This window comes from Variovorax sp. Root473 (assembly GCF_001426505.1).
Taxonomy (GTDB): domain Bacteria; phylum Pseudomonadota; class Gammaproteobacteria; order Burkholderiales; family Burkholderiaceae_C; genus Variovorax.
Map to the genome: position 1 here is coordinate 118,472 of NZ_LMEV01000012.1, position 25,386 is coordinate 143,857.

General features: G+C 68.7%; 21 protein-coding genes. 11 read left to right on the top strand and 10 right to left on the bottom strand.

The features are described from left to right. Positions 1 to 3 precede the first annotated feature (3 nt). Positions 4 to 1,053, bottom strand: a complete 1,050-nt coding sequence (locus ASD34_RS06190; RefSeq protein ID WP_056574332.1) for a homoserine kinase — start codon at positions 1,051 to 1,053, stop codon at positions 4 to 6. A 73-nt stretch (positions 1,054 to 1,126) separates the two neighbouring features. Continuing rightward, complete coding sequence (locus ASD34_RS06195) at positions 1,127 to 1,501, bottom strand: hypothetical protein (protein ID WP_056574435.1); 375 nt, start codon at positions 1,499 to 1,501, stop codon at positions 1,127 to 1,129. A 97-nt stretch (positions 1,502 to 1,598) separates the two neighbouring features. Here ASD34_RS06195 and polA point away from each other — a divergent pair, with 97 nt between their 5' ends. From polA to ASD34_RS06225, 6 genes are all read left to right on the top strand, one after another. Further along, positions 1,599 to 4,421: a DNA polymerase I gene (polA, locus tag ASD34_RS06200; RefSeq protein ID WP_056574335.1), complete on the top strand. Its 2,823-nt coding sequence runs from the start codon at positions 1,599 to 1,601 to the stop codon at positions 4,419 to 4,421. A gap of 52 nt (positions 4,422 to 4,473) precedes the next feature. Then, on the top strand, positions 4,474 to 5,760 hold the full coding sequence (locus ASD34_RS06205; RefSeq protein ID WP_056574338.1) for a M20/M25/M40 family metallo-hydrolase: 1,287 nt from the start codon (positions 4,474 to 4,476) through the stop codon (positions 5,758 to 5,760). Between the two features lie 22 nt (positions 5,761 to 5,782). Continuing rightward, the gene (locus ASD34_RS06210) at positions 5,783 to 6,685 is read left to right on the top strand and encodes a LysR family transcriptional regulator (RefSeq protein ID WP_056574341.1); all 903 of its coding nucleotides are present in this window, start codon (positions 5,783 to 5,785) and stop codon (positions 6,683 to 6,685) included. A 42-nt stretch (positions 6,686 to 6,727) separates the two neighbouring features. Continuing rightward, positions 6,728 to 7,087 (top strand): DUF2946 family protein, encoded by a 360-nt coding sequence (locus tag ASD34_RS06215; protein WP_056574344.1) that lies wholly within the window; start codon positions 6,728 to 6,730, stop codon positions 7,085 to 7,087. 116 nt (positions 7,088 to 7,203) lie between these two features. Next, positions 7,204 to 9,369, top strand: coding sequence for a TonB-dependent receptor (locus tag ASD34_RS06220; protein WP_056574347.1), 2,166 nt, complete (start codon positions 7,204 to 7,206; stop codon positions 9,367 to 9,369). 17 nt (positions 9,370 to 9,386) lie between these two features. Continuing rightward, entirely contained in the window at positions 9,387 to 10,961 is a 1,575-nt protein-coding gene (locus tag ASD34_RS06225; protein ID WP_056574350.1) for a PepSY domain-containing protein, read from the top strand. Here ASD34_RS06225 and ASD34_RS06230 read toward each other — a convergent pair. Next, positions 10,894 to 12,120, bottom strand: a complete 1,227-nt coding sequence (locus tag ASD34_RS06230) for a D-amino acid dehydrogenase (protein WP_056574353.1) — start codon at positions 12,118 to 12,120, stop codon at positions 10,894 to 10,896. The genes ASD34_RS06225 and ASD34_RS06230 overlap by 68 nt on opposite strands. A gap of 202 nt (positions 12,121 to 12,322) precedes the next feature. Between ASD34_RS06230 and ASD34_RS06235 the strand changes: the two genes are divergently transcribed. The 5 genes from ASD34_RS06235 to ASD34_RS06255 all read left to right on the top strand — a co-directional run bounded on the left by ASD34_RS06235 (position 12,323) and on the right by ASD34_RS06255 (position 16,392). Continuing rightward, positions 12,323 to 13,213 carry a transporter substrate-binding domain-containing protein gene (locus ASD34_RS06235; protein WP_056574355.1) on the top strand — a complete coding sequence of 297 codons (891 nt, stop codon included), beginning with the start codon at positions 12,323 to 12,325 and terminating at the stop codon, positions 13,211 to 13,213. Between the two features lie 29 nt (positions 13,214 to 13,242). Then, complete coding sequence (locus tag ASD34_RS06240) at positions 13,243 to 13,983, top strand: aspartate/glutamate racemase family protein (RefSeq protein WP_056574357.1); 741 nt, start codon at positions 13,243 to 13,245, stop codon at positions 13,981 to 13,983. A gap of 127 nt (positions 13,984 to 14,110) precedes the next feature. After that, positions 14,111 to 15,010, top strand: coding sequence for a dienelactone hydrolase family protein (locus ASD34_RS06245; protein WP_056574361.1), 900 nt, complete (start codon positions 14,111 to 14,113; stop codon positions 15,008 to 15,010). Positions 15,011 to 15,133: 123 nt separating this feature from the next. Further along, entirely contained in the window at positions 15,134 to 16,042 is a 909-nt protein-coding gene (locus ASD34_RS06250) for a ZIP family metal transporter (RefSeq protein WP_056574364.1), read from the top strand. Between the two features lie 131 nt (positions 16,043 to 16,173). Continuing rightward, a complete protein-coding gene (locus ASD34_RS06255; protein WP_056574367.1) occupies positions 16,174 to 16,392 on the top strand; it encodes a hypothetical protein in 219 nt (72 codons plus the stop codon). 9 nt (positions 16,393 to 16,401) lie between these two features. Here ASD34_RS06255 and ASD34_RS06260 read toward each other — a convergent pair whose 3' ends face one another. From ASD34_RS06260 to ASD34_RS06290, 7 genes are all read right to left on the bottom strand, one after another. Then, a complete protein-coding gene (locus tag ASD34_RS06260) occupies positions 16,402 to 17,787 on the bottom strand; it encodes an amidase (RefSeq protein WP_056574369.1) in 1,386 nt (461 codons plus the stop codon). Positions 17,788 to 17,850: 63 nt separating this feature from the next. Then, positions 17,851 to 19,491: a dipeptide ABC transporter ATP-binding protein gene (locus tag ASD34_RS06265; protein ID WP_056574373.1), complete on the bottom strand. Its 1,641-nt coding sequence runs from the start codon at positions 19,489 to 19,491 to the stop codon at positions 17,851 to 17,853. 2 nt (positions 19,492 to 19,493) lie between these two features. Next, positions 19,494 to 20,459, bottom strand: a complete 966-nt coding sequence (locus ASD34_RS06270) for an ABC transporter permease (protein ID WP_082548514.1) — start codon at positions 20,457 to 20,459, stop codon at positions 19,494 to 19,496. Positions 20,460 to 20,480: 21 nt separating this feature from the next. Next, positions 20,481 to 21,422 (bottom strand): ABC transporter permease, encoded by a 942-nt coding sequence (locus tag ASD34_RS06275; RefSeq protein ID WP_056574376.1) that lies wholly within the window; start codon positions 21,420 to 21,422, stop codon positions 20,481 to 20,483. 130 nt (positions 21,423 to 21,552) lie between these two features. Continuing rightward, the gene (locus ASD34_RS06280; RefSeq protein ID WP_082548515.1) at positions 21,553 to 23,145 is read right to left on the bottom strand and encodes an ABC transporter substrate-binding protein; all 1,593 of its coding nucleotides are present in this window, start codon (positions 23,143 to 23,145) and stop codon (positions 21,553 to 21,555) included. Between the two features lie 6 nt (positions 23,146 to 23,151). Beyond that, on the bottom strand, positions 23,152 to 23,691 hold the full coding sequence (locus tag ASD34_RS06285; RefSeq protein WP_056574379.1) for a MarR family winged helix-turn-helix transcriptional regulator: 540 nt from the start codon (positions 23,689 to 23,691) through the stop codon (positions 23,152 to 23,154). Positions 23,692 to 23,923: 232 nt separating this feature from the next. After that, positions 23,924 to 25,381 (bottom strand): N-acyl-D-amino-acid deacylase family protein, encoded by a 1,458-nt coding sequence (locus tag ASD34_RS06290; RefSeq protein ID WP_056574383.1) that lies wholly within the window; start codon positions 25,379 to 25,381, stop codon positions 23,924 to 23,926. Positions 25,382 to 25,386: the final 5 nt, after the last annotated feature.

Below are 25,386 nucleotides of genomic sequence, written 5' to 3' on the forward strand. Positions count from 1 at the left end.
CGGTCAGGCTGCCATCAACGGCTCGAGGACGTGGGCGATGGCGTGCGGGTGGGAGGCGCGCTCGCGCAGCACGCGCTCGAAGTGCGTCGGGTCGTGGGGCTTGAGCATGCTGGCTTCGCGCGGCAGGTGGAAGTCCCACAGGCGCGAGATCCAGAAGCGCAGCGCGGCGGCGCGCAGCATCGCGGGCAGCAGGGCACGCTCGGAGGCGTTCAGCGCGCGCACGCCTTCGTAGGCAGCGAGCAGGGCGTCGGCGCGAGCGGCATCGTGCCGGCCGGTGGACAGGTCGATGGCCCAGTCGTTCAGGCACACGGCCAGGTCGAACAGCCAGGTGTCGGTGCCGGCGAAATAGAAGTCGAACACGCCCGTGAGGCGCGGCGGCGCATCGGGCGCGCCGCCGGTCGCGAACATCACGTTGTCGCGGAACATGTCGGCATGCACCGGGCCGCGCGGCAGTGCGGCGTAGGCCGACGATTCGGCGACATGGTTCTGGTAGGCCAGCTCGGCGCGCAGCAGCGCCGACTGCGCCTCGTCCATGTAGGGCAGCACCACCGGGGCGGTTTCGTTCCACCAGGGCAGACCGCGCAGGTTGGGCTGGATGCGCGGGTAGTCGCGCCCGGCCAGGTGCATGCGGGCCAGCATGGCGCCGAGTTCGGCGCAGTGGGCGGCCGTGGGCGCCAGCTCGCTGCGGCCCGACAGCTTCTGCACCAGCGCCGCGGGCTTGCCGGCCACGCTGTGCAGCAGCTCGCAGGGCGCCTGCGCGGGAATCGAAAGCGCATGGCCGGTCGGTGGCGTCACGGTGGGGTCGGCCACGGGCGCGGGCACTGGCAGGCCGGCACCGGCCAGGTGCTTCATCAGGCAAAGGTAATACGGCAGCTGCTCGGCGCTCAGGCGCTCGAACAGCGTCAGCACGAACTCGCCCGACTCGGTGGTGGCGAAGTAGTTGGTGTTCTCGATGCCGCCCTCGATGCCGCGCAGCTCGCGCAGGGCGCCCATGCCAAGGCGCTGGACAAGCGCGTCTGCCTCGCCGAACTGGACTTCGGTAAAAACTGCCATGGCGATGCTCAGCGCCGGGCGGCGGCTGCGGGAGAGAAGAGGGTGGCCGGGAAGGAGAACGACGACGTCACGGTCAGAACTTCAGCACGTTCCAGACACGCGGGCCGTTGCCGCCGCTGTTCGCGTCGCCGGTCGTGCCGGGGCGGGCGCTGCCGCCGTCGCTGGGCAGCACTTCGTAGCCGGGCATGTTCGACTTGGGCTTGACGTTGATGCTCTGCGTGCGACCGCCGTAGCGCACCTCGTCGACCGAGGCGCCGCTGTCTTCCGTGTGAATGTGCTCGACCTTCTGGTTGCGCCGGCCGTCGGCTTGCTCCTGATTTTGTAGCGGTTCCGCCGGTGCCGACTGGGCGGCGGGCGCGGCTGGCGCTTGCGCCAGGGCGGCAACAGGGGTGGCGAAAGCCAGCGCCAGCAGGATGCGGCGGGCGACCAGGAGTGGGGAGCTAGGCATGCGCAGATTGTAGGCGCGCACCCGCTGGTGGCGTGTCGGCCGCCGGCCGACCCTGGTGTGGTTCCGGACGCCGGTCCGGGCACGGCAAAATGCCCCGATGACCGACAAGAAAACGCTGCTGCTCGTCGATGGCTCGAGCTACCTGTACCGGGCCTTCCACGCGATGCCTGATCTGCGCGCCGTGCCCGGCGACCCGAAGAGCCCCGCCACCGGCGCCATTCGCGGAATGATCAACATGATGACGGCGCTGCGCCGCGAGGTGCGCGCCGACTATGCGGCCTGCATCTTCGACGCTCCCGGCAAGACCTTCCGCGACGACTGGTACCCCGAGTACAAGGCCAACCGCTCGCCAATGCCCGACGACCTGCGCAGCCAGATCGACCCCATCCACGAAGTGGTGAAACTGATGGGCTGGCCCGTGCTCACGGTGCCCGACGTCGAGGCCGACGATGTGATCGGCACGCTCGCCAAGATCGCGGCTGCGCAGGGCGTCGAAGTGATCGTGTCCAGCGGCGACAAGGACCTGAGCCAGCTGGTGGACGAGCACATCACCATCATCGACACGATGAACGGCAAGAAGCGCGACGTCGCCGGCGTGACGGCCGAGTTCGGCGTGCCGCCCAGCCTCATGGTCGACTACCAGACGCTCATCGGCGACACGGTCGACAACGTGCCCGGCGTGCCGAAGGTCGGCCCCAAGACCGCGGCCAAGTGGCTGCTCGAATACGGCTCGCTCGACGCGCTGATCGAACGCGCCACCGAAGTGAAGGGCGCCGCCGGCGAGAACCTGCGCCAGGCGCTCGACAAGCTGCCGCTGAGCAAGCGCCTCGTGACCATCCGCACCGACTGCGACCTCGACGGCCATGTGACCGGCCTGCCGTCGCTCGAGGGCCTGCCTGTCGGCGCGCCGCAGACGGACGCGTTGAAGCCCTTCTACGAGAAGTTCGGTTTCAAGAGCCTGGTCAAGTCGCTCGAAGCGCAGGAAGTGCCTCCCGAGCTGATCGAGGAAAACCTCAAGAAGCAGAAGGCCCGCGGCGGCGGCGCGAGCGCCGACCAGGGCGGGCTGTTCGACGAGAGCACCGAACTGGGCGCGCTCGATGCCGCCGCGCCCGCGAGCAACCTGAAGTACGACACCATCATCGAGTGGGCGCAGCTCGACGCCTGGCTCGCGAAGATCGAGGCCGCCGAACTCACGGCCATCGACACCGAGACCACCTCGCTCGACGAGATGGTCGCGCAGATCGTGGGCATCAGCTTCAGCGTCACGCCGGGGGAGGCCGCCTACGTTCCGCTCGCGCACAACTACCCCGACGCGCCCGCGCAGCTACCCATCGACGAGGTGCTCGCGAAGCTCAAGCCCTGGCTGGAGAACGCCGACAAGAAAAAGCTCGGCCAGCACATCAAGTACGACCGCCACGTGTTCGCCAACCACGGCATCGAGGTACAGGGCTACGCGCACGACACCATGCTGCAGAGCTACGTGCTCGAAGTGCACCGCCCGCACGGCTTGTCGTCGCTGGCTGAGCGCCACCTGGGGCGCAGCGGCATTTCGTACGAAGACCTGTGCGGCAAGGGCGCGCACCAGATCTCGTTCAGCCAGGTCGACATCGCCAAGGCCGCCGAATATTCGTGCGAGGACAGCGACCAGACGCTCGACGTGCACCGCACCCTGTGGCCTCAGCTGCAGAAGGAAGAGAAGCTGGGCTTCATTTACCAGCTCGAAATGGATTCGAGCGAGGCGCTCTACCGCATCGAACGCAACGGCGTGCTGATCGACGCGCCCACGCTGGCCGCGCAGAGCCACGACCTTGGCACGCGCATCATGGCGCTGGAGTCGGAGGCCTACGAGATCGCGGGCCAGCCCTTCAACCTCGGGTCGCCCAAGCAGATCGGCGAAATCTTCTTCACCAAGCTGGGCCTGCCGGTGGTCAAGAAGACGCCGAGCGGCGCCCCCAGCACCGACGAAGAAGTGCTCGAGAAGTTGGCGGAAGACTATCCGCTGCCCGCCAAGATCCTCGAGCACCGCGGGCTGTCCAAGCTCAAGGGCACCTACACCGACAAGCTTGGCCAACTCGCCAACCCGCGCACCGGCCGCGTGCACACGCACTACGCGCAGGCCGTGGCCGTCACGGGCCGCCTGAGCAGCAACGATCCCAACCTGCAGAACATCCCGATCCGCACGCCCGAAGGCCGTCGCGTGCGCGAGGCCTTCGTGGCGCCGGCGGGCTGCGTGATCGCCAGCGCCGACTACTCGCAGATCGAGTTGCGCATCATGGCCCACATCAGCGGCGACGAGTCGCTGCTGCGCGCCTTCACCGACGGCGTCGACGTGCACCGCGCCACGGCCGCCGAGGTGTTCGGCTCCACGCCCGACCAGGTGTCGAGCGAGCAGCGCCGCTACGCCAAGGTCATCAACTTCGGCCTCATCTACGGCATGAGCAGCTTCGGCCTGGCGAAGAACCTGGGCATCGAGACCAAGGCCGCGGCCTCGTACATCGAGCGCTACTTTGCGCGCTATCCGGGCGTGAAGGCCTACATGGACGAGACCAAGGCGCTCGCCAAGGAGCAGGGCTACGTCGAGACTGTGTTCGGCCGGCGCCTGTACCTGCCCGAGATCAATTCGCCCAACGGCCCGCGCCGCGGCGGCGCGGAGCGTGCGGCCATCAACGCGCCGATGCAGGGCACGGCGGCCGACCTCATCAAGCTCAGCATGGTCAAGGTACAGAACGTGCTTGACGAAGAAAAGCGCGCCACCAAGATGATCATGCAGGTGCACGACGAACTGGTGTTCGAAGTGCCCGAGGCCGAGGTCGAATGGGTGCGCACCGAAATCCCGCGCCTGATGGCCGGCGTGGCGGCGCTCAAGGTGCCGCTGCTCGCCGAGATCGGCGTCGGTCCCAACTGGGACAAGGCCCACTGATTCGCACGTACACGACGCCCTGAGACAAACGACAGAAAGAAGAAGCACGTCCATGACACTCCAGCCTCGTACCTTCCTGCTTGCCGCCGTCTGCGCGGCCTTCCTCGGTACGGCTTTCGCCGCACCCGATGCCCGCATCGCTGCGCTCGCCGCCAAGGAAAAGCCCGCGCTGCTCGAGACCCTGAAGGAACTGGTCTCCATCGAGTCGGGCAGCCGCGACATCGAAGGTCTGGAAAAGATCTCCGACCTCATCGCCGCCAAGCTCAAGGCACTGGGCGGCGAGGTCGAGCTCATCGACCCGAGCGCCGAGGCCTACCGCATGGAAGACACGCCCGAGAAAATCGGCCGCGTGGTGCGCGCCACCTTCAAGGGCACGGGCACGAAGAAGATCATGCTCATCGCGCACATGGACACGGTCTACACCATCGGCATGCTCAACAAGCAGCCGTTCCGCATCGACGGCGACAAGGCCTACGGCTTGGGCATTGCCGACGACAAGCAGGGCGTGGCGGTCATCACGCACCTGGTGTCGATGCTGCAGGCACTGAAGTTCAAGGACTACGGCACGCTCACCGTGCTGATCAACGGCGACGAAGAGATCAGCTCGCCGGGTTCGCGCGCGCTGCTGACCAAACTGGGCGGTGAGCACGATGCCGTGCTGTCGTTCGAGGGTGCGTCCATCAAAGACGACAAGCTCTCGCTGGCCACCGCGGGCATCGCCTCGGTCACGCTGAACGTGGCGGGCAAGGCCTCGCATGCGGGCTCGGCGCCCGAGCTGGGCGTGAACGCGCTGTACGAGCTGTCGCATCAGATCCTGCAGATGCGCGACCTGTCCGACCCGGCCTCGGGCCTGAAGATGAACTGGACCATCTCGAAGTCGGGCACCAACCGCAACGTGATTCCGGCCAGCGCCACCGCGGGCGCCGACGTGCGCGTGCTCAAGGTGGCCGACTACGACCGCATCGAGCAGCAGGTGAACGAGCGCGTGAAGAAGCAGCTGGTGCCCGAGGCCAAGGTCGAGCTGAAGTTCGAGCGCCGCCGTCCGCCGCTGGAAGCCACCGACGCCTCCCGTGCGCTCGCCAAGCACGCGCAGGCGATCTACAAGGATGAGCTGGGCCGCCCGCTGGGCGCCGACGACAAGGCGGCCGGTGGTGGCACCGACGCGGCGTTCGCCTCGCTCAAGACCAAGGCGCCCGTCATCGAGCGCTTCGGCCTGCAGGGCTTCGGCGCGCATTCGGCCGACGCGGAGTACGTGCTGATCGATTCCATCGAGCCGCGCTTGTACCTGGGCGTGCGCATGGTGATGGACATCGCGAGCGGCAAGACCACCGTCCGCTGAGCGAAACCAACCGCTGTCGGCCATGCGGCTGCGCCACATCGAGGTCTTCAACGCGATCATGCTCGCGGGCAGCGTGAGCGCGGCTGCGCGGCTCATCAACATCACGCAGCCGGCCGTGAGCCGCACGCTGCAGCATGCCGAGCTGCAGCTGGGCTTTCCGCTGTTCCAGCGCGCCAAGGGACGGCTCACCCCGACCACCGAGGCGCTCACGCTGTACCCGCACATCGAGCGGCTGTTCGCGCAACTCGACGAGGTGCAGCGCCTGGCGGCGAACCTGCGCGCGGGCAACGACACCGGCGAGCTGCGCATCCTCAGCGTGCTCGCGCTGAGCTACGAAATCCTGCCGCGCGCGCTCAAGGCCTTCCGCGAAATGCATCCGGGCTACGCGATCACGGTCGAGTCGCTGCACTCGCCGCAGATCATGTCCGCGCTGCTGTTGCAAGAGGCCGACGTGGGCTTTGCCTTCAGCCCCGCGGTGCATCCCTCGCTCACGCAGGAGACGCTGGCCGACAGCCGCATGGTGTGCGTCGCGCCCAAGGGCATGCTGCCGCGCGCGCTGGTACGCAACGGCTCGGTGGCGCTGCACGACCTCATCGACCGTCCCGTGATCGGCCTCGATGGCCGTGACCCCGTCGGCACCAGCCTGAGCCAGGCCTGCCGGCAGGCGGGCGTGGGTTTCCAGCAGGCCGTGGTTACGGTGCAGACCTACCACGCGGCCCTGGCCATGGCGCACCACGGGCTGGGCGTGGCGCTGGTCGACGGCTGCACGGCGCGCTCGGCCGACCACGCCAAGGTCGACGTGCTGACGCTGGAGCCACACATTCCGGTGCCGGTGCGCGCGCTGCGCTTCGCGGGCCGGCCTGATTCCGTGGCCGTGCGCGGCATCACGCGCTGCATGCGCGAAGCGATCGAGCAGACCGCCTGAGAAAAGATGCGGGGCATTCGCCTCGCGCCATAATCCGCGCCCATGCACGCCCTTCGAACCTTCTTCGCAATGCACCGCCTGGTGCTGGCGTGGTTCATGGCGTCGCTGCTGGTCGCGGGCGCGTCGCCGCTCGTGAACCCGCAGGCGATGGAGCTGGTGTGTTCCGCTGCGGGCACCGTCAAGCTCATCGTGCAGGGCGACGACGGTGCGACCGAAGTCGGCATGGCGGCCATGGACTGCCCGCTGTGCATGGTCTCCGGACCACCGCCTGCCACTGTGCAGGTGACACTGCCCACGCCGCTGCCGCTGGGCCGCGCGCTGCAATCGATTCCCGCTGCCCGCCTTGCGGCAGCCACGGCCTCGCCGCCGCCGGCGCGAGCGCCGCCCACGCATCTCTCCTGAGCTTCGTCGTTCCTGCACCTGACGCCGCCTGAACGGGCCGCGCGGTGCGTTCCCGGTCGTTGTGCGGCCGGTGCTGCGTTTCATTTTTTCGCCAGCGCCGTCGCGAGAGAGATGCCATGCCTACCCTGTCCCGTGCCCCCGCTTTGGGGCTGCTTGCCTTGCTCGGCGCCGTCCATGCGCCTGCCCATGCCCAGACCGCCGTGTCTTCACTGCCTTTGATCGAAGTGGCCGACGACGCCCCGCGCCCCAATGGGCGGCTCGACCTCGACACGCCCGCCGACACCGCGAGCCGCCTGGGCCTCACGCCGCGCGAGATGCCGGCTTCCGTCACCGTGGTGAACCGCGCGGTGCTCGATGCGCGCGGTGCGCAGAACACGCAGGAGGCGCTGCGTGCCGTGCCCGGCGTGACCGCGCACGATGCGCCCGGCAATGTCGGCGTGAGCTACCGGGGCTTCGGCAGCGGCTCGATCGCGCAGCTGTTCAACGGCATCAACGTGCAGTATTCGATCGCGGCCCGCCCGGTCGACAGCTGGATCTACGACCGCGTCGAGGCCATCGGCGGCCCATCGAGCTTCCTGTTCGGTTCGGGCGCGCTGGGCGGCTCGATCAACTACATCACCAAGGCGCCCGAGCGCAGCGACTTCGCCGAAGCGCAACTGCGCCTGGGCACGCAGCACCTGAAAGAGGCTTCGTTCGGCCTGAACCGCCGCATCGCCGGTGACGGCGGCGCGGGCAGCCACTACGCGCGCATCGACGTGAACCACCGCGACGCCAATGGCTGGACCGACGGCACCAAGAACCAGTCGACGCAGCTCGCGGCTTCGCTGCTGTCGGACTTCGGCGGCGGCCTGAAGCACACGCTGGCCTACGAATACCAGGACGAAGATGTCACGCGGCCCTACTGGGGCACGCCCGTGCTGAACCCCGCGGGCGGCGAGATGCGCATCGACCGCGCCGCGCGCTTCAAGAACTACAACAGCGCGGACGGCCTCTACGCGCAGCGCGTGCAGTGGCTGCGCTCGGTCACCGAGTGGCAGGCCAGCGATGCGTTGCAGTTCAAGAACACCTTCTACGCCTACGACGCGTTGCGCGACTACCGCAATGTCGAGAACTACCGCTACAACGCGAACAACACGGCGGTCATCCGCTCGGGCGCCTTGCTGCAGCGGCACGACCAGGGCGTGTGGGGCAACCGCGTCGAAGGCACCTACAAGGGGCAGCTCGGCGGGTTGAAGAGCGACTGGTCCTTCGGGCTCGACTTCAGCGTGAACCGGCAGACGCGCTTTCCCAACAGCCTGCCCGGCACCGTGAGCACGGTGAACCCGTATGTCTTCGCCACCGAGCGCTTCTTCGACGTGCCCGGCATGACGCCGGGCTTCCGGCCCGACCGGAACAACAAGGTGCGAACCACCGCGCTGTACCTGGAGAACCGCACCGCGCTGCAGCCGTCGTTGCACCTCGTGACGGCGCTGCGCCACGAGCGCATCGACCTCGACCTGGTCAACCGCCGCACCGTGGACGCGGCGAACCCGGCCACCTTCCATCGCGGCTACCAACCCACCACCGGCCGCATCGGCCTGGTGTGGGACTTCGCGCCCGGCACCAGCCTCTACGCGCAGTACGCCACGGCGGCCGATCCGCCGTCGGGCGTGCTCTCGACCGCGTCGTTCGCCGACGTGCGCAACAACAGCGAGCTCACCACCGGCCGGCAGGTCGAGGTCGGCACCAAGCTCGACTTCTGGCAGGGCAAGGGCACGGCCACGCTCGCGGCCTACAGCATCCGCCGCACCAACATCGCGACGCAGGACCCGGCCAACAGCGCGCTCACGGTGCTCGTTGGCGAGCAGTCGTCCAAGGGCGTGGAGCTGGCGTTCGGTTTGCAGCCGACGCCGCAGTGGTCGCTGCAAGGCAACCTCACGTACGTCGATGCGCGCTATGAGCAGTTCCGCCAGGGCGGCGTGTCGCTCGCGGGCCGAACGCCCACCAACACGCCGGCGGTGGTCGCGAACCTCTGGGTGTCGTACGCCATCACGCCGCGTCTGCAGGCCACGGCGGGCGTGCGGCATGTGGGCAAGGTGTACGCCGATGCGGCCAACACGATGCACTGGCCCGGCTACACGCTGCTCGATCTCGGGCTGAGCTGGCAGGTGAACCGGACGGTGTCGGTGGTGGGCCGCATCCGCAATATGACCGACCGCGTGTATGCCGCGAACGTCGGCGCCGGCTTCGCCTACCTGGGCGCGCCGCGCACGGCCGACGTGTCGTTGCGCGTGAGCTTCTGAACCGCAGGAGCACCGCCATGCATGCCAAACGCTGGTTGTTCCTGGTCCACCGCTGGCTCGGTGTCGTCGTCTGTGCCTTCTTCGCGATGTGGTTCATCTCGGGCGTCGTGATGATGTACGTGGGCTACCCCAAGCTCACCGAGGCCGAACGCCTGCAGCACCTGCCGCCGCTCGATGCGTCGGCGCCCTTGCTGGGTCCGCGACAGGCGCTCGACGCGGCCGGCATCGCGGGGCCGTTGCAGGACCTGCGGCTCGCCGTGGCCAGCGGCGGGCAGGCGGTGTACCTTGCGGTGCCGGCGCGCGCAGCAGAGCCCGGCGCGCGCCGTTCGCCGGCGGGTCGCGGCGTGGTCGTCGTCGATGCGCAGACCGGCGCGCTGCTGCGCGAGGTCGACCGCGCCCGCGCGCTCGTCAGCGCGCAGGCCTATGGGGGCGAGGGCGTGCTGCTCAGGTACCGGGGCACCATCGACGAAGACGCCTTCACCCATTCGCGCGGGCTCGACGCGCACCGCCCGCTGCATGTGGTCGACCTGGCCGATGCGCAGGCCACGCGGCTGTACATCTCGGGCCGCACCGGCGAGGTGGTGCGTGATGCACCGCGTGCCGAGCGGCTGTGGAACTACGCCGGTGCGTGGATCCACTGGCTGTACCCGCTGCGCGGCACGGGCCTGGACCGCTACTGGGCCGACATCGTCAACTGGCTGTCGATCGTCGGCATCGCCGTCACGCTCACCGGCACGGTGGTGGGCGTGATGCGCTGGCGTTTCCGGCGCACCTACAAGAGCGGCTCGCACTCGCCGTACCAGGGCTTCATGATGCGCTGGCATCACATCAGCGGGCTGCTGTTTGCGCTCGTCACGCTGACGTGGATCTTCAGCGGGCTGATGTCGATGAACCCCTGGCGCGTGTTCGACAGCGGTGCGCCGGCATTGCGCATGGCGGCGATGCAGGGCGGGCCGCTCGTGGTGAACGCAGGCGATGCGACGCCCGCTGCGCTGCTGGCTTCCACGCGCGGCGACGTCCGCGAACTGCGCTGGGTGCGCGCGGCGGGGCAGACGCTGGTGCTGGCCAGCACCGCCGGCGGCCGACCGCTGGTGCGCGACGCGGCCCGCGCACAGCCTCGGCAGATCGACCCGGAGGCGCTGCGCACTGCCGTCGCGCAGCTGCTGCCCGACCCGGTCGCGCGCATCGATGTGCTCACCGCCTACGACAGCCACTACTACACGCGCGAAGCGCACACCATGACCGGCGGCAGCGAGAAGCCGCTGCCCGTCTGGCGCGTGGTGTTCGCCGACACGCACGCCACCTGGGTCCACGTCGATCCGCAGACCGGTGCCGTGCTTGCTCGCAGCGACCGCACGCGGCGCCTGAGCCGATGGCTGTTCGCGATGCTGCACAGCTGGGACTGGCTGCCGCTGCTCGAGCACCGCCCGCTGTGGGACGTGTTGCTGGTCGCACTCAGTGCGGGCGGCGCGCTGCTGAGCCTGACCGGCGTGGTGATCGGCTGGCGGCGCCTGGGCCGCAAGCTCAGAAGTGCGACGGGGGCGCGTCCAGCGCCTGCGCGATCCGCTGCGCCGAGCCGAAGGCCAGCGTGAAACCCAGCGCGCCGTGGCCGGTGTTGAACAGCATGTTCGACGGCGCATGCGGCAGTCGCCCGATGATCGGCAAGCCCTTCGGCGTGGCCGGGCGCATGCCGGTCCAGGGGTGCAGTTCGGCCAGCCGGCTCGCGCGCGGAAACACGGCGCGCGTGGCGTCGGCCAGCGTCTCGATGCGCGTGGCGGGAATGCTCGCGTCGTGTCCCACGAGCTCGGCCATGCCGGCCACGCGCAGGCGCGAGCCGATGCGCGCGAAGACGACCTTGCGCGCGCTGTCGGTCACGTTCACGCGCGGCGCTGCGCCGGGCGCGGGGTCGACGTCGACCGTGATGCTGTAGCCCTTGAGCGGGTACACCGGCAGGTAGGCGCCAAGTGCGCGACCGAGCGTGTGCGAGGCCGAGCCCAGCGCCATCACGAAGGCACCGGCTTCGATGTCGCCTTGTCTGGTCTGCACGGCTGCCACGCGGCCTGCGCTGCGCGCGAAGCCGTGCACGTCGGCACCGAGCACGAAGCGCACGCCGCGCGCGCTCAATGCGCGCATCAGCTCGGCGCACACCTTGAAGCAATCGGCCGCGCACTCGCTCGGCGTGTGGACCGCACCCGCCATCTGGCCGCGATAGTCCGCGAGCGCGGGCTCGATGGCCACGCACTCGTCGGGCGTGACGACGCGCTGCTCGCTGCCCATGCGGCGCTGCAGTTCGACCTGCGCACGCGCACCCGCCAGCGAGGCCTCGCTGGCGTAGAGCACCAGCTTGCCGGTGGCGGAGAAGTCGCAGTCGGGTGCGATGTCGGCCTGCATGGCCTCGAAGCCCGTGCGACTCGCGGCCGCCAGCGCGAGCAACTGTGCGGTGGTGTCGCGCGAGGTCTCGGCGTTGCAGGCACCGAGGAAGGCCAGGCCCCAGCGCCATTGCAGCGGGTCGAGCTGCGGGCGCAGCTTCAGCGGCGAGGTGGGGGAGAACAGCAGCTTGGGCAGCTGCTTCCAGATCGACGGGTCGGCCAGCGGCTGCACGTACGAGTAGCTCAGCTGCGCGCCGTTGCCGCCGCTGGCGCCCGCGCCGGGCGCCGCGCGGTCGATCACCGTGACCTGGTGGCCCTGGCGCTCGAGTTGCCAGGCGGTCGCCAGGCCCACGATGCCGGCGCCGAGCACGCACACATGCATGGGGGCAACTTTCCGGAAGTGAAGAAGAAGGAAGTCAAAAGAGACAGCCTGCGACTGTAGAGGCGCCCCGCGTTGGCCGGAAATGCCAAAAGAACCCAGCCCATAACCTTTGGGCATGACCCCGGGGTTAATTGGAATTGTCCCGATGTGTCACTCCTTCTTACACTGGTTGTCTGATCAATCCAACCGAATGAAGGCTCGAATGAAACTCTCCGTCTTGATGGCTTCCCTGGCTGCCGCGGTCCTCTTCACCGCACCCGCCGCGCAGGCTGCCGACACGCTCGCCAAGATCGCCGAGTCCGGCAAGATCACGCTCGCCTACCGCGAGTCGTCGGTGCCTTTCAGCTACCTGGACGGCCCCAACAAGCCGATCGGGTTTTCGGTGGAACTCTCCAACGCCGTGGTCGAGGCGGTGAAGAAGAAGTTGAACAAGCCCAACCTGCAGGTCTCGCTGATGGCGGTCACCTCGCAGAACCGCATTCCGCTGATCACCAACGGCACCGTCGACCTGGAGTGCGGCTCCACCACCAACAACACCGCGCGCGGCAAGGACGTGGCCTTTGCGGTCAACCACTTTTACACGGGCACGCGCCTGCTGACGAAGAAATCTTCCAGGATCAAGGACTACGCCGACCTCGCGAAGAAGACCGTGGCCAGCACCACCGGCACCACCAACGCGCTGGTCATGCGCAAGTACAACGCCGAGAAGAACCTGGGCATGGACATCGTGCTCGGCAAGGACCACGCCGACGCGTTCCTGCTGGTCGAGAACGACCGCGCCGTGGCCTTCGCCATGGACGACATCCTGCTGTTCGGCCTCATCGCCAACTCGAAGAACCCGGCCGACTACGAAGTGGTGGGCGAGTCGCTGCAGGTCGAGCCCTACGCCTGCATGCTGCCCAAGGACGACCCGGCCTTCAAGAAGCTGGTGGACGACACCTTCACCGCCATGATGAAGAGCGGCGAGTTCGAGAAGCTCTACACCAAGTGGTTCATGCAGCCGATCCCGCCGAAGAACGTGCCGCTGAATCTGCCGATGAGCGATCAGCTGAAAGAGAACCTCAAGGCCTTCAGCGACAAACCAGCGACCTGATCGCACAGAGAGAGCGAAAGAGAAAAGACATGGTCGCTGCCACACAGGTCGTCGGCATCCTCGGGGGCATGGGCCCCGCGGCGGGCGCCGACTTCGTCCGGCTCTTCGTGCAGGCTTGTGCCCAGCAGATGCGCGCGCGCGGCGAGCCGGTGCGCGACCAGTCTTTTCCCGAGCACTGGCTGGCGCAGGTGCCGGTGCCCGACCGCACCGGCGCGCTGGCCTCCGACGCACAGGGCGCGCACCAGCCGCTCGAGCCGATGCTGCAGGCGCTGGGCCGGCTGGCCGCACTGGGCAGCCGCGCCGTGGCCATCGCCTGCAACACCGCGCATGCGTGGCACGCCAACCTGCAGGAACGCTTTCCGCAGGTCGAGCTGCTGCACATGGCGCGCGAAACCGCGCAGCACCTGGCCGCGCAGGGAGCGAGTGAGGTGGCGCTGATGGCCACCGAAGGCACCTACCGCGTGCGGCTGTATGAAGAGGCGCTGGCCGAGGCCGGACTGGGTTGCCACGTGCCGCTGGCCGACGAGCGCCAGACCATCATGCGCGGCATCTTCGAGGGCGTGAAGGCCGGCAACCTGCCGCTGGCCGAACGTTGCTTCTCCGAGGTTGCGCTGCGGCTGGCCGAACGGCACGGCCCGGTCACGATCATCATGGGCTGCACCGAGGTGCCGCTGGGCCTGCAGGGCTCGGCCGCGGTGGCGGGGCTGCGCCTCGTCGATCCGGCGCAGGTGCTGGCCGAGGCGCTGGCGCGGCGGGCCTACGGCACCTGACCGCAGCCGGAAGCGGCCCGGCTGCTTTACGGTCCGGTCACACGGCCCGGCCCGATTTCGCCTACATTGCGGCGTGCGTTTTTCTACGCGCCACCCCCTTGTCAGACGATTCAACCGGAGCCTTCGCATGACCTCCTACGACGACAACCGTTCCGAATTCGATTCGCTGCGCCCCGGCGACAGCACCGAGCAGGGGGCCACGCGCCGCACCGCGCTCAAGGCCGCCCTCGGTGTCGGCTACGCCGCCGCCGTGCTGCCGGTGGCCGCGCAGACAGCCATCTCGACCCCGGCCGACGGCCTGAAGGCCGGCCCCATCAAGTACACCGTGAACGGCTTCGAGGTGCCCGCCTACGCCGCCGCACCGGCCGGCAAGACCGGGCTGCCGGTGGTCCTGGTGATCCAGGAAATCTTCGGCGTGCACGAGTACATCGCCGACACGTGCCGCCGCTTCGCCGGGCTCGGCTACCTCGCCATTGCGCCCGAGCTGTATGCCCGCCAGGGCGATCCGCGCGGCTACACCGACATTCCCAAGCTGCAGGCCGACATCGTCACCAAGGTGCCCGACGCGCAGGTCATGGCCGACCTCGACGGCGCGCTCGCCTATGCCAAGGCCAACGGCGGCGACACCAGCAAGGCCGGCATCACCGGCTTCTGCTGGGGCGGGCGCATCGTGTGGCTGTATGCCGCCACCGGCAAGGTCAAGGCCGGTGTGGCCTGGTACGGCCGGCTGGTCGGGCAGGCCAGCGAACTGCAGCCCAAACACCCTGTCGACATCGCCGCCAGCCTGCAGGCGCCGGTGCTCGGTTTGTACGGCGGAAAAGACCAAGGGATCCCCCTTGACACGGTTGATAAGATGAAAGCTGCTCTGGCCACTGGAACCCCGGCGGCCAAGGCATCGAGCTTCGTCGTGTACCCCGAAGCAGGCCACGCGTTCCACGCCGACTACCGTCCCAGCTACGTCAAGAGCGCCGCGGACGACGGCTGGCAGCGTGCCACGGCCTGGTTCAAAGCCAATGGTGTCGCCTGACCGCGTCAGCGACCCGTAGCCACTCTCCGCCGAAGGCCGTCCGACGTGACGGCCTTTCTCTTTTTATGATCGGAACAAGGCCATGAAATGGTTTCACTGGCCGTTCCTCTTGCGCAAGCAGCTATGAATTTGATAGTAATTCTCGTGGCGACCCTGGTCGCCGGCATCGGAAGCGTCTGGCTCGCGGCCCTGCTGCTGCGCGTGGGCGTGCGAAGCGGCGGCGGCGGCGTGAATTCGCAGCACCTGCTGAGCCTGGCCGCCGGTGCGCTGCTGGCCACCGCCTTCATGCACCTGCTGCCCGAGGCCTTCGAAAGCCGCATCGAGCCCGCGCTGCTGTTCGCCGTGCTGCTGTTCGGGCTGGTGTTCTTCTTCCTGCTCGACAAGGCCGAGTTGTGGCACCACGGGCATGAGCACCACCATGGCGACGTCGCACCCGTGAAGGGCGAAGCGCACGATCACCACGATCACGACCACCACGGCCATTCGCACGGCCACGCCCACCATCACACGTCGCCCACGGGCGGCGGCAGCTGGGCCGTGCTTACCGGCGACAGCGTGCACTGCTTCGGCGACGGCATCCTGATCGCCTCGGCCTTCGTGGCCGACATCCGCCTGGGCCTCGTGGCCGCGCTGGCCGTGCTTGCGCACGAGGTGCCGCACCACATCGGCGACCTCGTCGTGTTGCGCCAGAGCTCGGCCAATTCGCGCGCGGCGCTGGTGAAGGTGTCGCTCGCGGGCACGATGACCATGCTCGGCGGCATCGCGGGCTGGTGGCTGGTCGACCAGCTGCATGGCTGGCTGCCGTACTTCCTGGTGCTGGCGGGTAGCAGCTTCGTCTACGTGGCGCTGGCCGACCTGATTCCGCAGCTGCAAAAGCGCCTACCCGCGCGCCAGACCGCGGCGCAGATCGCGTGGCTGGTCGCCGGCATCGTGCTGGTCACGCTCGTGAGCCGGCTCGCGCACGGCGAGCATGGCCATGAACACGGCCACGATGAAGGGCACGGCGAGCACGGCCACGTCCACAAGGACTGACGCTGCAGCGTGCGCGCGGCCTCGGGGGACGGGAAACTTTCCGACACCGACGTCAGCCCGTCGATCCACCGCAAGGGGCAAAACAGGCGCACCATAGAGGGCCGTTCACCCATCTGCCGAGGAATTCGATCATGACGCCCCACGCCGATGCCACCGCGCGCTCCGCCTCGTCGTCCGAAGACGACGAAGAGGACAACACGCCTGCCGACGACTTCGAGGAACTCGAAGCCGATGCGTCCGACGACCTGTCGGACGAAACGGGCATCGACCTCACCGATGCCAGCGAGCTCGATGCCGACAACGTGCCGGCCGACGAAGAGTTCGATCGCGTGATGAACGCGCCGGACTGATCCGCTCGATCAGGACGGTTCCGGCCAGCGCGCCTGTGCCGGACGCACCGATTCGTAGAAGTGCGCCATCTGCAGCACGCCCAGGTCGTCGAAGCGGCGCCCCGCGATCTGCAGGCCGATCGGCAAACCGTTCTTCGCGTGGCCGCAATTGATCGACGCGGCCGGTTGTTCCGACTGGTTGAACACCGAGGTGAAGTGTGAGTCCTTCATCAGGTTCTCCGAGCCGCTGTTGATGGCGTCCGCCGCGAACGGCAGCACTGGCGACACCGGCGACAGCACGTAGTCGAAGGGCTGAGTGGCCGCCACGGTGGCCGCGCGCAGCGCCTGCATGCGCGTGAAGGCACGGAAGGTGTCTTCGGGCGTGAGCGAGGCCGCGTACTCCGCCGCCTGATGGATGTAGCCGGCCGCGAGCTTTGCGCGTTCCGGCGGCATCGCGGCCAGGTCGACGCGGCAGCGCATCGTGAAGAAGTGGGCCATGCCCATGCGCATGTCCAGCGTGCTCCAGTCGGCCAGCGGCTCGACGATGGCACCGGCCTGCTCGAACAGGCGGGCCGCGGCGAGCACGGCTTCTTTCACCTCTGCATCGATGGGCCAGCCGCCCGTGGTCTCGGTCCACAAGCCGATGCGCAGGCCCTTCACATTGCGCTCGAGCCGCTGCCATGCAAAGTCGTTCGGCGGCAGGCTCATGTAGTCGCGCGCGTCGGGCCGTGTCACCACCTGCATCATCAGCGCGGCGTCGGCGACGGTGCGCGTCATCGGGCCGATCACGCGCGCGGCCGCGGGCGGGTCGACCGGAATGCGGCCGTGGCTGGGCTTCAGGCCGAACACGCCGCAGAAGCTGGCCGGAATGCGCACCGAGCCGCCGATGTCGGTGCCCAGGTGCAGCGGGCCGTAGCCCGCGGCGGCGGCAGCGCCCGCGCCCGAACTCGAGCCGCCGGTGTTGCGGCCCAGGTCCCACGGGTTGCGCGTGAGCGCGTGGAAGCTCGACGGCGCGGCGCCCAGGAAGCCGAAGTCAGGCATCGTCGTCTTGGTCACGATGACCGCGCCCGCCTCGCGCAGGCGTGCGGCCGCAGGGGCGTCGGAAGGGGCGGGGGCCAGCACGGTCGCCGCGCTGCCGATCGGCGACGGCGTGCCGCGCGTGGCGATGTTTTCCTTCAGCGTGACCGGCACGCCGTCGAGCTCGCCCTGCGGCTTGCCCTGGGCCCAGCGTGCCTCGGAGGTGCGCGCCGATGCGAGCGCGGCTTCGGCGTCCAGCCCGTAGGTGGCGTGGATGTGCGGCTCCCAGCGCTCGATGCGCGCAAGCACGGCCTGCGTCACCTCGACCGGCGACAAGGCCCGATCACGGTAGCGTTCGAGCAACTGGAGGGCACTGAGTTCGTACAGGGGTGTGGTCATGGCTTCGTCTCTTTGGGTTGGTTGGATGAAGGTGGTCGGAAAAGACAGGGGAGGCGACGGCGCTCAGCCGCCTCCGAACGCATAGCCCTGGCCCGGCGCGGCGGCCAGCAGCGTGCGCGTGTAGGCCTCGCGCGGCGACAGCAGCACGTCGTGCGCGCTGCCTTGCTCGACGATGCGGCCCTTGTGCATCACGATCAGGCGGTCGCAGATCTGGCTGGCCACGCGCAGGTCGTGGGTGATGAACAGGATGCCGATCGACAGCCGCTGCTGGATCTCCGCGAGCAGCTTCAATATCTGGTCCTGCACCGACACGTCGAGCGCCGACACGGCCTCGTCGGCGATCAGCACGCGTGGCTCGCAGGCCAGCGCGCGTGCAATGCACAGCCGCTGGCGCTGGCCGCCCGAGAACTCGCTCGGGTAGCGGTGCAGCACCTCGGGCTGCAGCCGCACCAGCGCCATCAACTCCTCGGCGCGTTGCCAGGCCTTGGCGTGCGGCACGCCGAAATTCACCGGCCCCTCGACGATCGACTGGCCCACCGTGCGGCGCGGGTTGAGCGAGCGGTTCGGGTCCTGGAACACGACCTGCACCATGCGACGGAAAGCCGAGCGCTGCGCGCCGCGCGAGCCCTCGATGCCCGGCACGCGGATGTCGCCGTCGGTGGGTTCGATCAGCCGCGCGATGCAGCGCGCCACGGTCGACTTGCCCGAGCCCGATTCGCCCACGATGCCGACCGTCTCGCCCGCATGCAGCTTCAGCGACACGTCGGCCGCCGCATGCACCGTGCGGCGCTTGCCGGGCCAGCTGCCCGTGCGGTAGACCTTGCCCACGCCGCGCGCGTCGAGCAGCGGCGCCTGGGCGTCGATGGGCGCGCGCAGCACCGGGGCCAGCCGCGGCACCGCGTCGAGCAGCATGCGCGTGTAGGCCTCCTTCGGGCGGCGCAGCACCTCGTCCTTCGGGCCGCTCTCGACCTGCCGGCCCAGCTGCAGCACCACCACCTGGTCGGCGATGTCCGCCACCACGCCGAAGTCGTGCGTGATGAACAGCACGGCCGTGCCGTTCTCCTGCTGCATCTCGCGGATGAGCGCGAGGATCTCGGCCTGCGTGGTCACGTCGAGCGCGGTGGTGGGTTCGTCGCAGATCAGCAATGCCGGGCGCAGGATCAGCGCGATGGCGATCACGATGCGCTGGCGCTGCCCGCCCGAGAGCTGGTGCGGGTAGGCGTCGTAGATACGCTGGGGCTCGGGCAGGCGCACGCGTTCGAAGATGGCGAGCACGCGCTGGCGACGCGCGGCAGCGCCCAGCGTCGTGTGCTCGGCCAGGATTTCGTCGACCTGCTCGCCGCAGCGCATCACCGGGTTGAGCGCGGTCATCGGCTCCTGGAACACCATCGCCATGCGCGCGCCGCGCAGGGCGCGCAGCCGCGCCGGGCTGGCTGCGAGCACGTCCTCGCCCTGCACCTCGATGCGCCCGGCCGAGGGCCGCAGCGACGCGGGCAGCAGGTCCATCGCGGCCTGCGCGATGACCGACTTGCCGGAGCCCGACTCGCCCAGCAGGCACACGACCTGGCCGGGCATCACGTCGAACGAGATGCCGTGCACCGCGTGTGCGCGGTCGGCGCCGGCGGGCAGGTCGATGGCGAGGTCGCGCACCACGAGGCAGGGCGCGGGAGTGGTCGTGGAAGCCGAAGAAGTGGTGGATGTCATGCTCAGCCTCCGCGCGGTTTGAACTTGGGGTCGAGTGCGTCGCGCAGGCCGTCGCCGAGCATGTTCACTGCCAGCACCGTGAGCGCGAGGAAGGCGCCGGGCATCAGCACGGTCGAGGGGTGCGAGGTGAAGTGCGTGCGGCCCTCGGACATGATGTTTCCCCAGGTCGGCACCTCGGACGGCAGGCCGATGCCCAGGAACGACATCACGGCCTCCACCAGCATTGCGGCGGCGCAGATGAAGGTGCCCTGCACGATCAGCGGTGCCACCGTGTTGGGCAGGATGTGGCGCAGCATCAGCTTCCAGGTCGGCGTGTCGAGAGCGACGGCCGCTTCCACGTACGGCTCCTCGCGCACCGACAGCACCACCGAGCGCACCAGCCGCGCCACGCGCGGTGTCTCGGGCACCACGATGGCCAGGATCACCGTGAGCAGGCTGGGCCGCCACACGGCCACCAGCACGATCGCGAACAGGATGCCGGGGATGGCCATCATCCCGTCCATCACCCGCATGATCAAGCCGTCGAGCCGCCGGAAGTAGCCGGCGACCATGCCGATCACGAGGCCGAACGCGACCGAGCCCAGCGCCACCGCCACGCCCACCGACAGCGAGATGCGCGCGCCATAGGCCGTGCGGCTCCACAGGTCGCGGCCCATGCTGTCGGTGCCCAGAGGGAAGAAGCGCTCGAAGCTGTCGCCCGCGAGCGTGGTGAACTCGGTGCGCGCGCCGGGCGGCAGGTGCGAGTTGGCGGGGTCCATCGCGTTCGGGTCGATGGTGTAGAGCCAGGGCGCGGCCATCGCGAGCACCAGCATCGCGACCAGCAGGGCGCCGCCGATGCGCACGCCGCCGTTGGCGAGCAGGCGGCGCAGCAGCGACCGGGCCGGGGCGCGGGGCGCGGCGGGAGCAACCCCGGCCGCTGCAGCCGCAGCCGAGGTGGGCGCATCGTCGCGCAGGGAGATCGAAGTCATGGCGGGGCTTTCGAAGGAAGGTCAGTACCGGATGCGCGGATCGAGCAGCAGGTAGCTCAGGTCCACCAGCAGGTTGACCACCACGTACACGAGCGAGAAGAAGAGGGTGATCGCCTGGATCAGCGGATAGTCGCGCGAGAGCACCGCATCCACCGTGAGCTGGCCGAGGCCGGGGATCGCGTAGATCGTTTCGGTGACCACCACGCCGCCGATCAGCCCCGCCACGCTCAGGCCGATGACGGTGGCGATCGGCACCGCCGCGTTGGCCAGCGCGTGGCGCAGCAGCATGCGCCACTCCGAAATGCCCTTGGCGCGCGCCGTGCGCACGTAGTCTTCGGTGAGGGCCTCCGACACCGCCGCGCGCGTGACCCGCGCGATGAGTGCCGCGTACATCACGGCCAGCGTGACGCAGGGCAGCACCAGGTGGCGCAGCCACGGGCCGATGCCGTCGCCGATGCGCTGGTAGCCTTGCGAGGGCAGCCAGCCGAGCTGCATCGAGAACAGCCAGATCATCACGTAGCCGGCCACGAACACCGGCACCGAGAAGCCGAGCACCGAAGCGCCCATGATGAAGCGGTCGAGCCGGCCGCCGCGCCGCGAGGCCGCGAGCACGCCCAGCGGCACGGCGATCAGCACCGTGAGCACCACCGTCACTGCCGCCACCGAGAGCGTGGGCTCCAGGCGCTGGCCGATCAGCTCGGTCACGCGCATCCGGTAAAAGAAGGAGTAGCCCAGGTCGCCGCGCAGCACCTGGCCGAGCCAGTGCACGAACTGCGTGACGATCGATGCGTCCAGGCCCAGCTGGGCGCGGATGCGCGCGATGTCCTGCGCATTGGCCGCGTCGCCCGCGATGGCCGCCGCCGGATCGCCGGGCGTCATGCGCAGCAGCAGGAAGACGATGACGGCCACGATCAGGAGCACGGGCGCGGTGGCCAGTCCGCGGCGCAACAGGAAGTGAAGCATGTGAATCGGTTCCGTGACGAAGGGCCGGGCGTCCGGCGCGGGCAAAGGAAGTCCCGCCCGGCTGCCGCGCAGGGCGCAGCCGGTCAGGGGTGTCGATCAGGAGGGGAGAGCGGCGCGAGTGCGCGCCGGCCTACGGCGCCTGCTTCTTGCGCACGTTCCAGTACAGCACCGCCGGCGAGGGCAGCAGGCCGGTGATGGTGCCGCGGCGCACGGCCGTGGGTGCCTTGCCTTCGCCGAGCGGCGCGAGCACGCCGTGCTCGAGCACGACCTGCTGGATCTGCGTGGCGATGTCCTTGCGCTGCGCGAGGTCGGCGGTGGCGATGAACTTCGACTTCAGCGCCTCGAGCTCGGGCACCACGGGCCAGCCGAAGTAGCCCTGGTCGCCGTTGCCGGTCAGCGGGCTGTAGCTGATGGGGCTGCTTGCGTCCACGCCGCCCCAGAAGGTGATGAAGGCGTTCCAGCCGCCGTTCTCGGGCAGGTCCTTCTTGGTGCGGCGGGTCACGAGCGTGGCCCAGTCGGTGGTCTGCACATCGACGTTGAAGCCCACCTGCTTGAGCAGCTGGCCGTACACCGCCGGCAGCTTGTTCAGCGCGGGCGAATCACCCGGCAGCATGATGACCACCGGCTTGCCGTCGTAGCCCGATTCCTTGAGCAGCTTGCGCGCTTCCTCGAACTGCGGCTTGCCGGTGTAGAAGCCGGTCTTGTCGCTCGCGTAGAGCGAGCCGCACAGGTAGATCGACGCGCAGGGCTTGTAAAAGTCGCGGAAGGTGACCTGCGCGCGCAGCATCGCTTCCTGGTTGACGGCCAGCATCGCGGCCTTCAGCGCCTTCGGGTTGTTGAAGGGCGGCACCTTGTGGTTGTAGAGCACCGTGAAGGGGCCCGCCGGCATCACGTCGACCAGCTCGATCTTGTCGTTGGTGCGCATGCCGGTGTAGCCCGACGCGGGCACGGTCTCGAGCATGTCGACCTCGCCGTTGAGCAGCGCATTGGTCTGCGTCTGCGGGTCGCGCAGCAGCACCCATTCGACGCGGTCGACGTGCACCACCTTGCCGCCGGCCAGGCCCGAGGCGGGCTCTTTGCGCGGCACGTAGGCGGTGTTCTTGCGGTAGATGACGCGGTCGCCGGGGCGGAAGTCTTCCTTGGCGAGCGTGAAGGGGCCGGAGCCCACCATCTCGTCGATCTGCTTGTCTGCGGGCGTGTCGGCCACGCGCTTGGGCATGATGAAAGGCACCAGCGGGTTGGGCTTGCCGAGCGCGTCGAGCACCACGCCGAAGGGCTGCTTGAACGTCATGCGAAAGCCGTTGGGGCCGTCGGCGGCAACGCTGTCCATCGCCTCGTACATCTTCTGGCCCAGCGTGTCGCGCTTGGCCCAGCGCGCCAGCGAGGCGATCACGTCCTGCGAGGTGACCGGTGCGCCGTCATGGAATTTCAGGCCCGGGCGCAGCGTGAAGCTCCACACCTTGTTGTCGGCGCTCGCGCTGTACTTGTCGACCATCTGCGGTTTGATGACGCCCTTCTCGTCCATCGCGAAGAGGGTGTCGTAGATCATCAGGCCGTGGTTGCGCGTGATGTTGGCGGTGGTCCAGATCGGGTCGACGATCTTCAGGTCCGACGAGGGCACGGTGCGAAGCACGGTCTGCGCGGGGGCGGTGGCGGCGAAGCACAAAGCGAGCGCCGACAGGGAAGCCGCCGCGACGCGGCGCGGTGAAAGGTGGATTGCCATGGAGCCTTACTTCTTTCGGGAGGGAGCGGAAGACACGGGGGAGGAGGACGGGGGCGATTCCTTGCTTTCGCGCAGCTGCACCAGCAGGAATTCGAAGATGTCGCGCGAGCCTTCTTCGGCGTCGATGAGCTTGTGCATGATGCGGCGCAGGTTCTCGATGTCGGCGACGCTCAGGCAGTCGAGAAAGCGCGCTTCCATTTCATGCCCGATGGGCTCGGCGCGCAGCACCATGTCGACACCCGTCTTGCTCAGGCACAGGCGGATCTGCCGCGCGTCCTCGGTGCCGATGTGTCGCTCGACCAGATTGCGCTGCACCAGCGAACCCACCAGCTTGGAGACCAGCGTCTTCTCGATGGCGCAGGTCTGCACCAGCTGGCCCATGGTGATGCCGGGCGCAGCGCCGATCATGCGCAGCAGGCGCACGTCGCGGATCGACAGGCCGAGCTCGATCTCGTAGATGCGCGAGCCGCGATCGCGCGTGCGCTGCGACGCCAGGTCGATCAGCACGTTGAGGTAGTCGTTCTTCAGGCGAAGCGGGGCATGCATGAGGGTTTGTAGAAGTCTTCAATAGTTGAAATCTTCAACTATGAGGGCGGACTACGCAAGCTCCGGGCCAGCCGTCGAGGGAAATCCCCTAGGGGCGCGCCGTCACAGGATCAGGGAGAGAAAAAGAAAGAAAACCGGGCCCGTGAGGCCCGGCGTGTTCACCGATCCGGTGCTGCGCATGCACCAGGATGTGAAGCAGCGGCGCCATGCGGATGATGGCGCGTGCGACCTGTCAGGCCGCGTCCTTGCGCACGATCACCTGCCCGTTGCGCGCACCGCTGTGCACGCCGTGGCGCCACGTGACGGTGCCATTCACGATGACCGCATCGATGCCCTCAGCGGGCTGCGTCGGCGTTTCGTAGTTCGCGGTGTCGCGCACCGTCGCGGCATTGAAGACCACCACGTCGGCGTGATGGCCGACCTTGAGCGCGCCGCGCTCGTGCAGGCCGAAGTTGCGCGCCGTGAGCCCTGTCATCTTCCACACGGCCGTCTCCAGCGGGAACAGGCCCACGTCGCGGCTGTAGTGCCCCAGCACGCGCGGGAAGGTGCCCCACAGGCGCGGATGCGGCTTGTCGCCCAGCGGAATGCCGTCGGAGCCGATCATGGTTTCGTCGAAGGCGAGCACGCGTTGCACGTCGTCCTCGTCCATCATGAAATAGATCGCGCTGCCGGGCGACAGGCGCAGCGCGGCCTCTTCGCCCGACACGCCCCATTCGGCCGCGATGTCCTTCAGGTCGCGGCCTGCGCATTCGGGGTGCGGCACGCTGGAGGCAATGAGCACGCGCCCGTCCATCATCCCGCGGTCGGTGCGGATCATGGTGGAGCCTGCGGTGTACGGGTAGCAGTCGAGGCCGATGCACTGGTGCTTCATCGCTTCCTGGATGAAGGGCAGCGTGACCTTGGTCTTGCCGAAGTTCTGCGTGTTCTGCACCTTGTGGTGCGACACCACCACCGGGATGTCGAGCGCGCGGCCGATCTGGAAGGTTTCTTCCAGCGACTGCATCACGCGGTCGCTTTCGTCGCGCATGTGCGTCACGTACAGCGCCTTGCGCGCCGTGAGCGGGCGGCCGACCTCGATGATCTCTTCGGTCGTCGCCTTCACGGCCGGCGGGTAGAAGGTGCCGGTCGACAGCCCGATCGCGCCGGCCTGCATGGCTTCTTCGACCAGCGCCTGCATGGCGGCAATCTCCTTGTCGGTCGCAGGCCGGTCGAGGTCGGACATGGTCACGGCGCGCAACGTCGAGTGGCCGACCATCGCCGCCACGTTGACCGACGAGGGCGTGGCGCGCAGCGCGTCGAGGTAGGCTGCAAACGTCGTGAAGCGGTCTTCCGGCGGCGTTTCGAGCAGGCTCAGCGGCATGGGCAGGTCCATGTCGGCGCGCAGCGGCGCGGCGCTGATGCCGCAGTTGCCCGCCACCACGGTGGTCACGCCCTGCGACACCTTGAACGGCATCTGCGCCTGCGACAGCACGGCCTGGTCGTCGTGCGTGTGCGAGTCGATGAAGCCGGGCGCGACGATGCGGCCCGTGGCGTCGAGCGTCTGGTCGGCGGTGTGGCCCGCGAGCTTGCCGATGGCGGCGATGCGGCCGTCGACGATGCCCACGTCGGCGTCGAAGCGCGGGGCCTTGGTGCCGTCGATCACGGTGCCGCCGTGGATCAAGAGGTCGTAGTGGGGTGTCTTGTCGGTCATGGGGG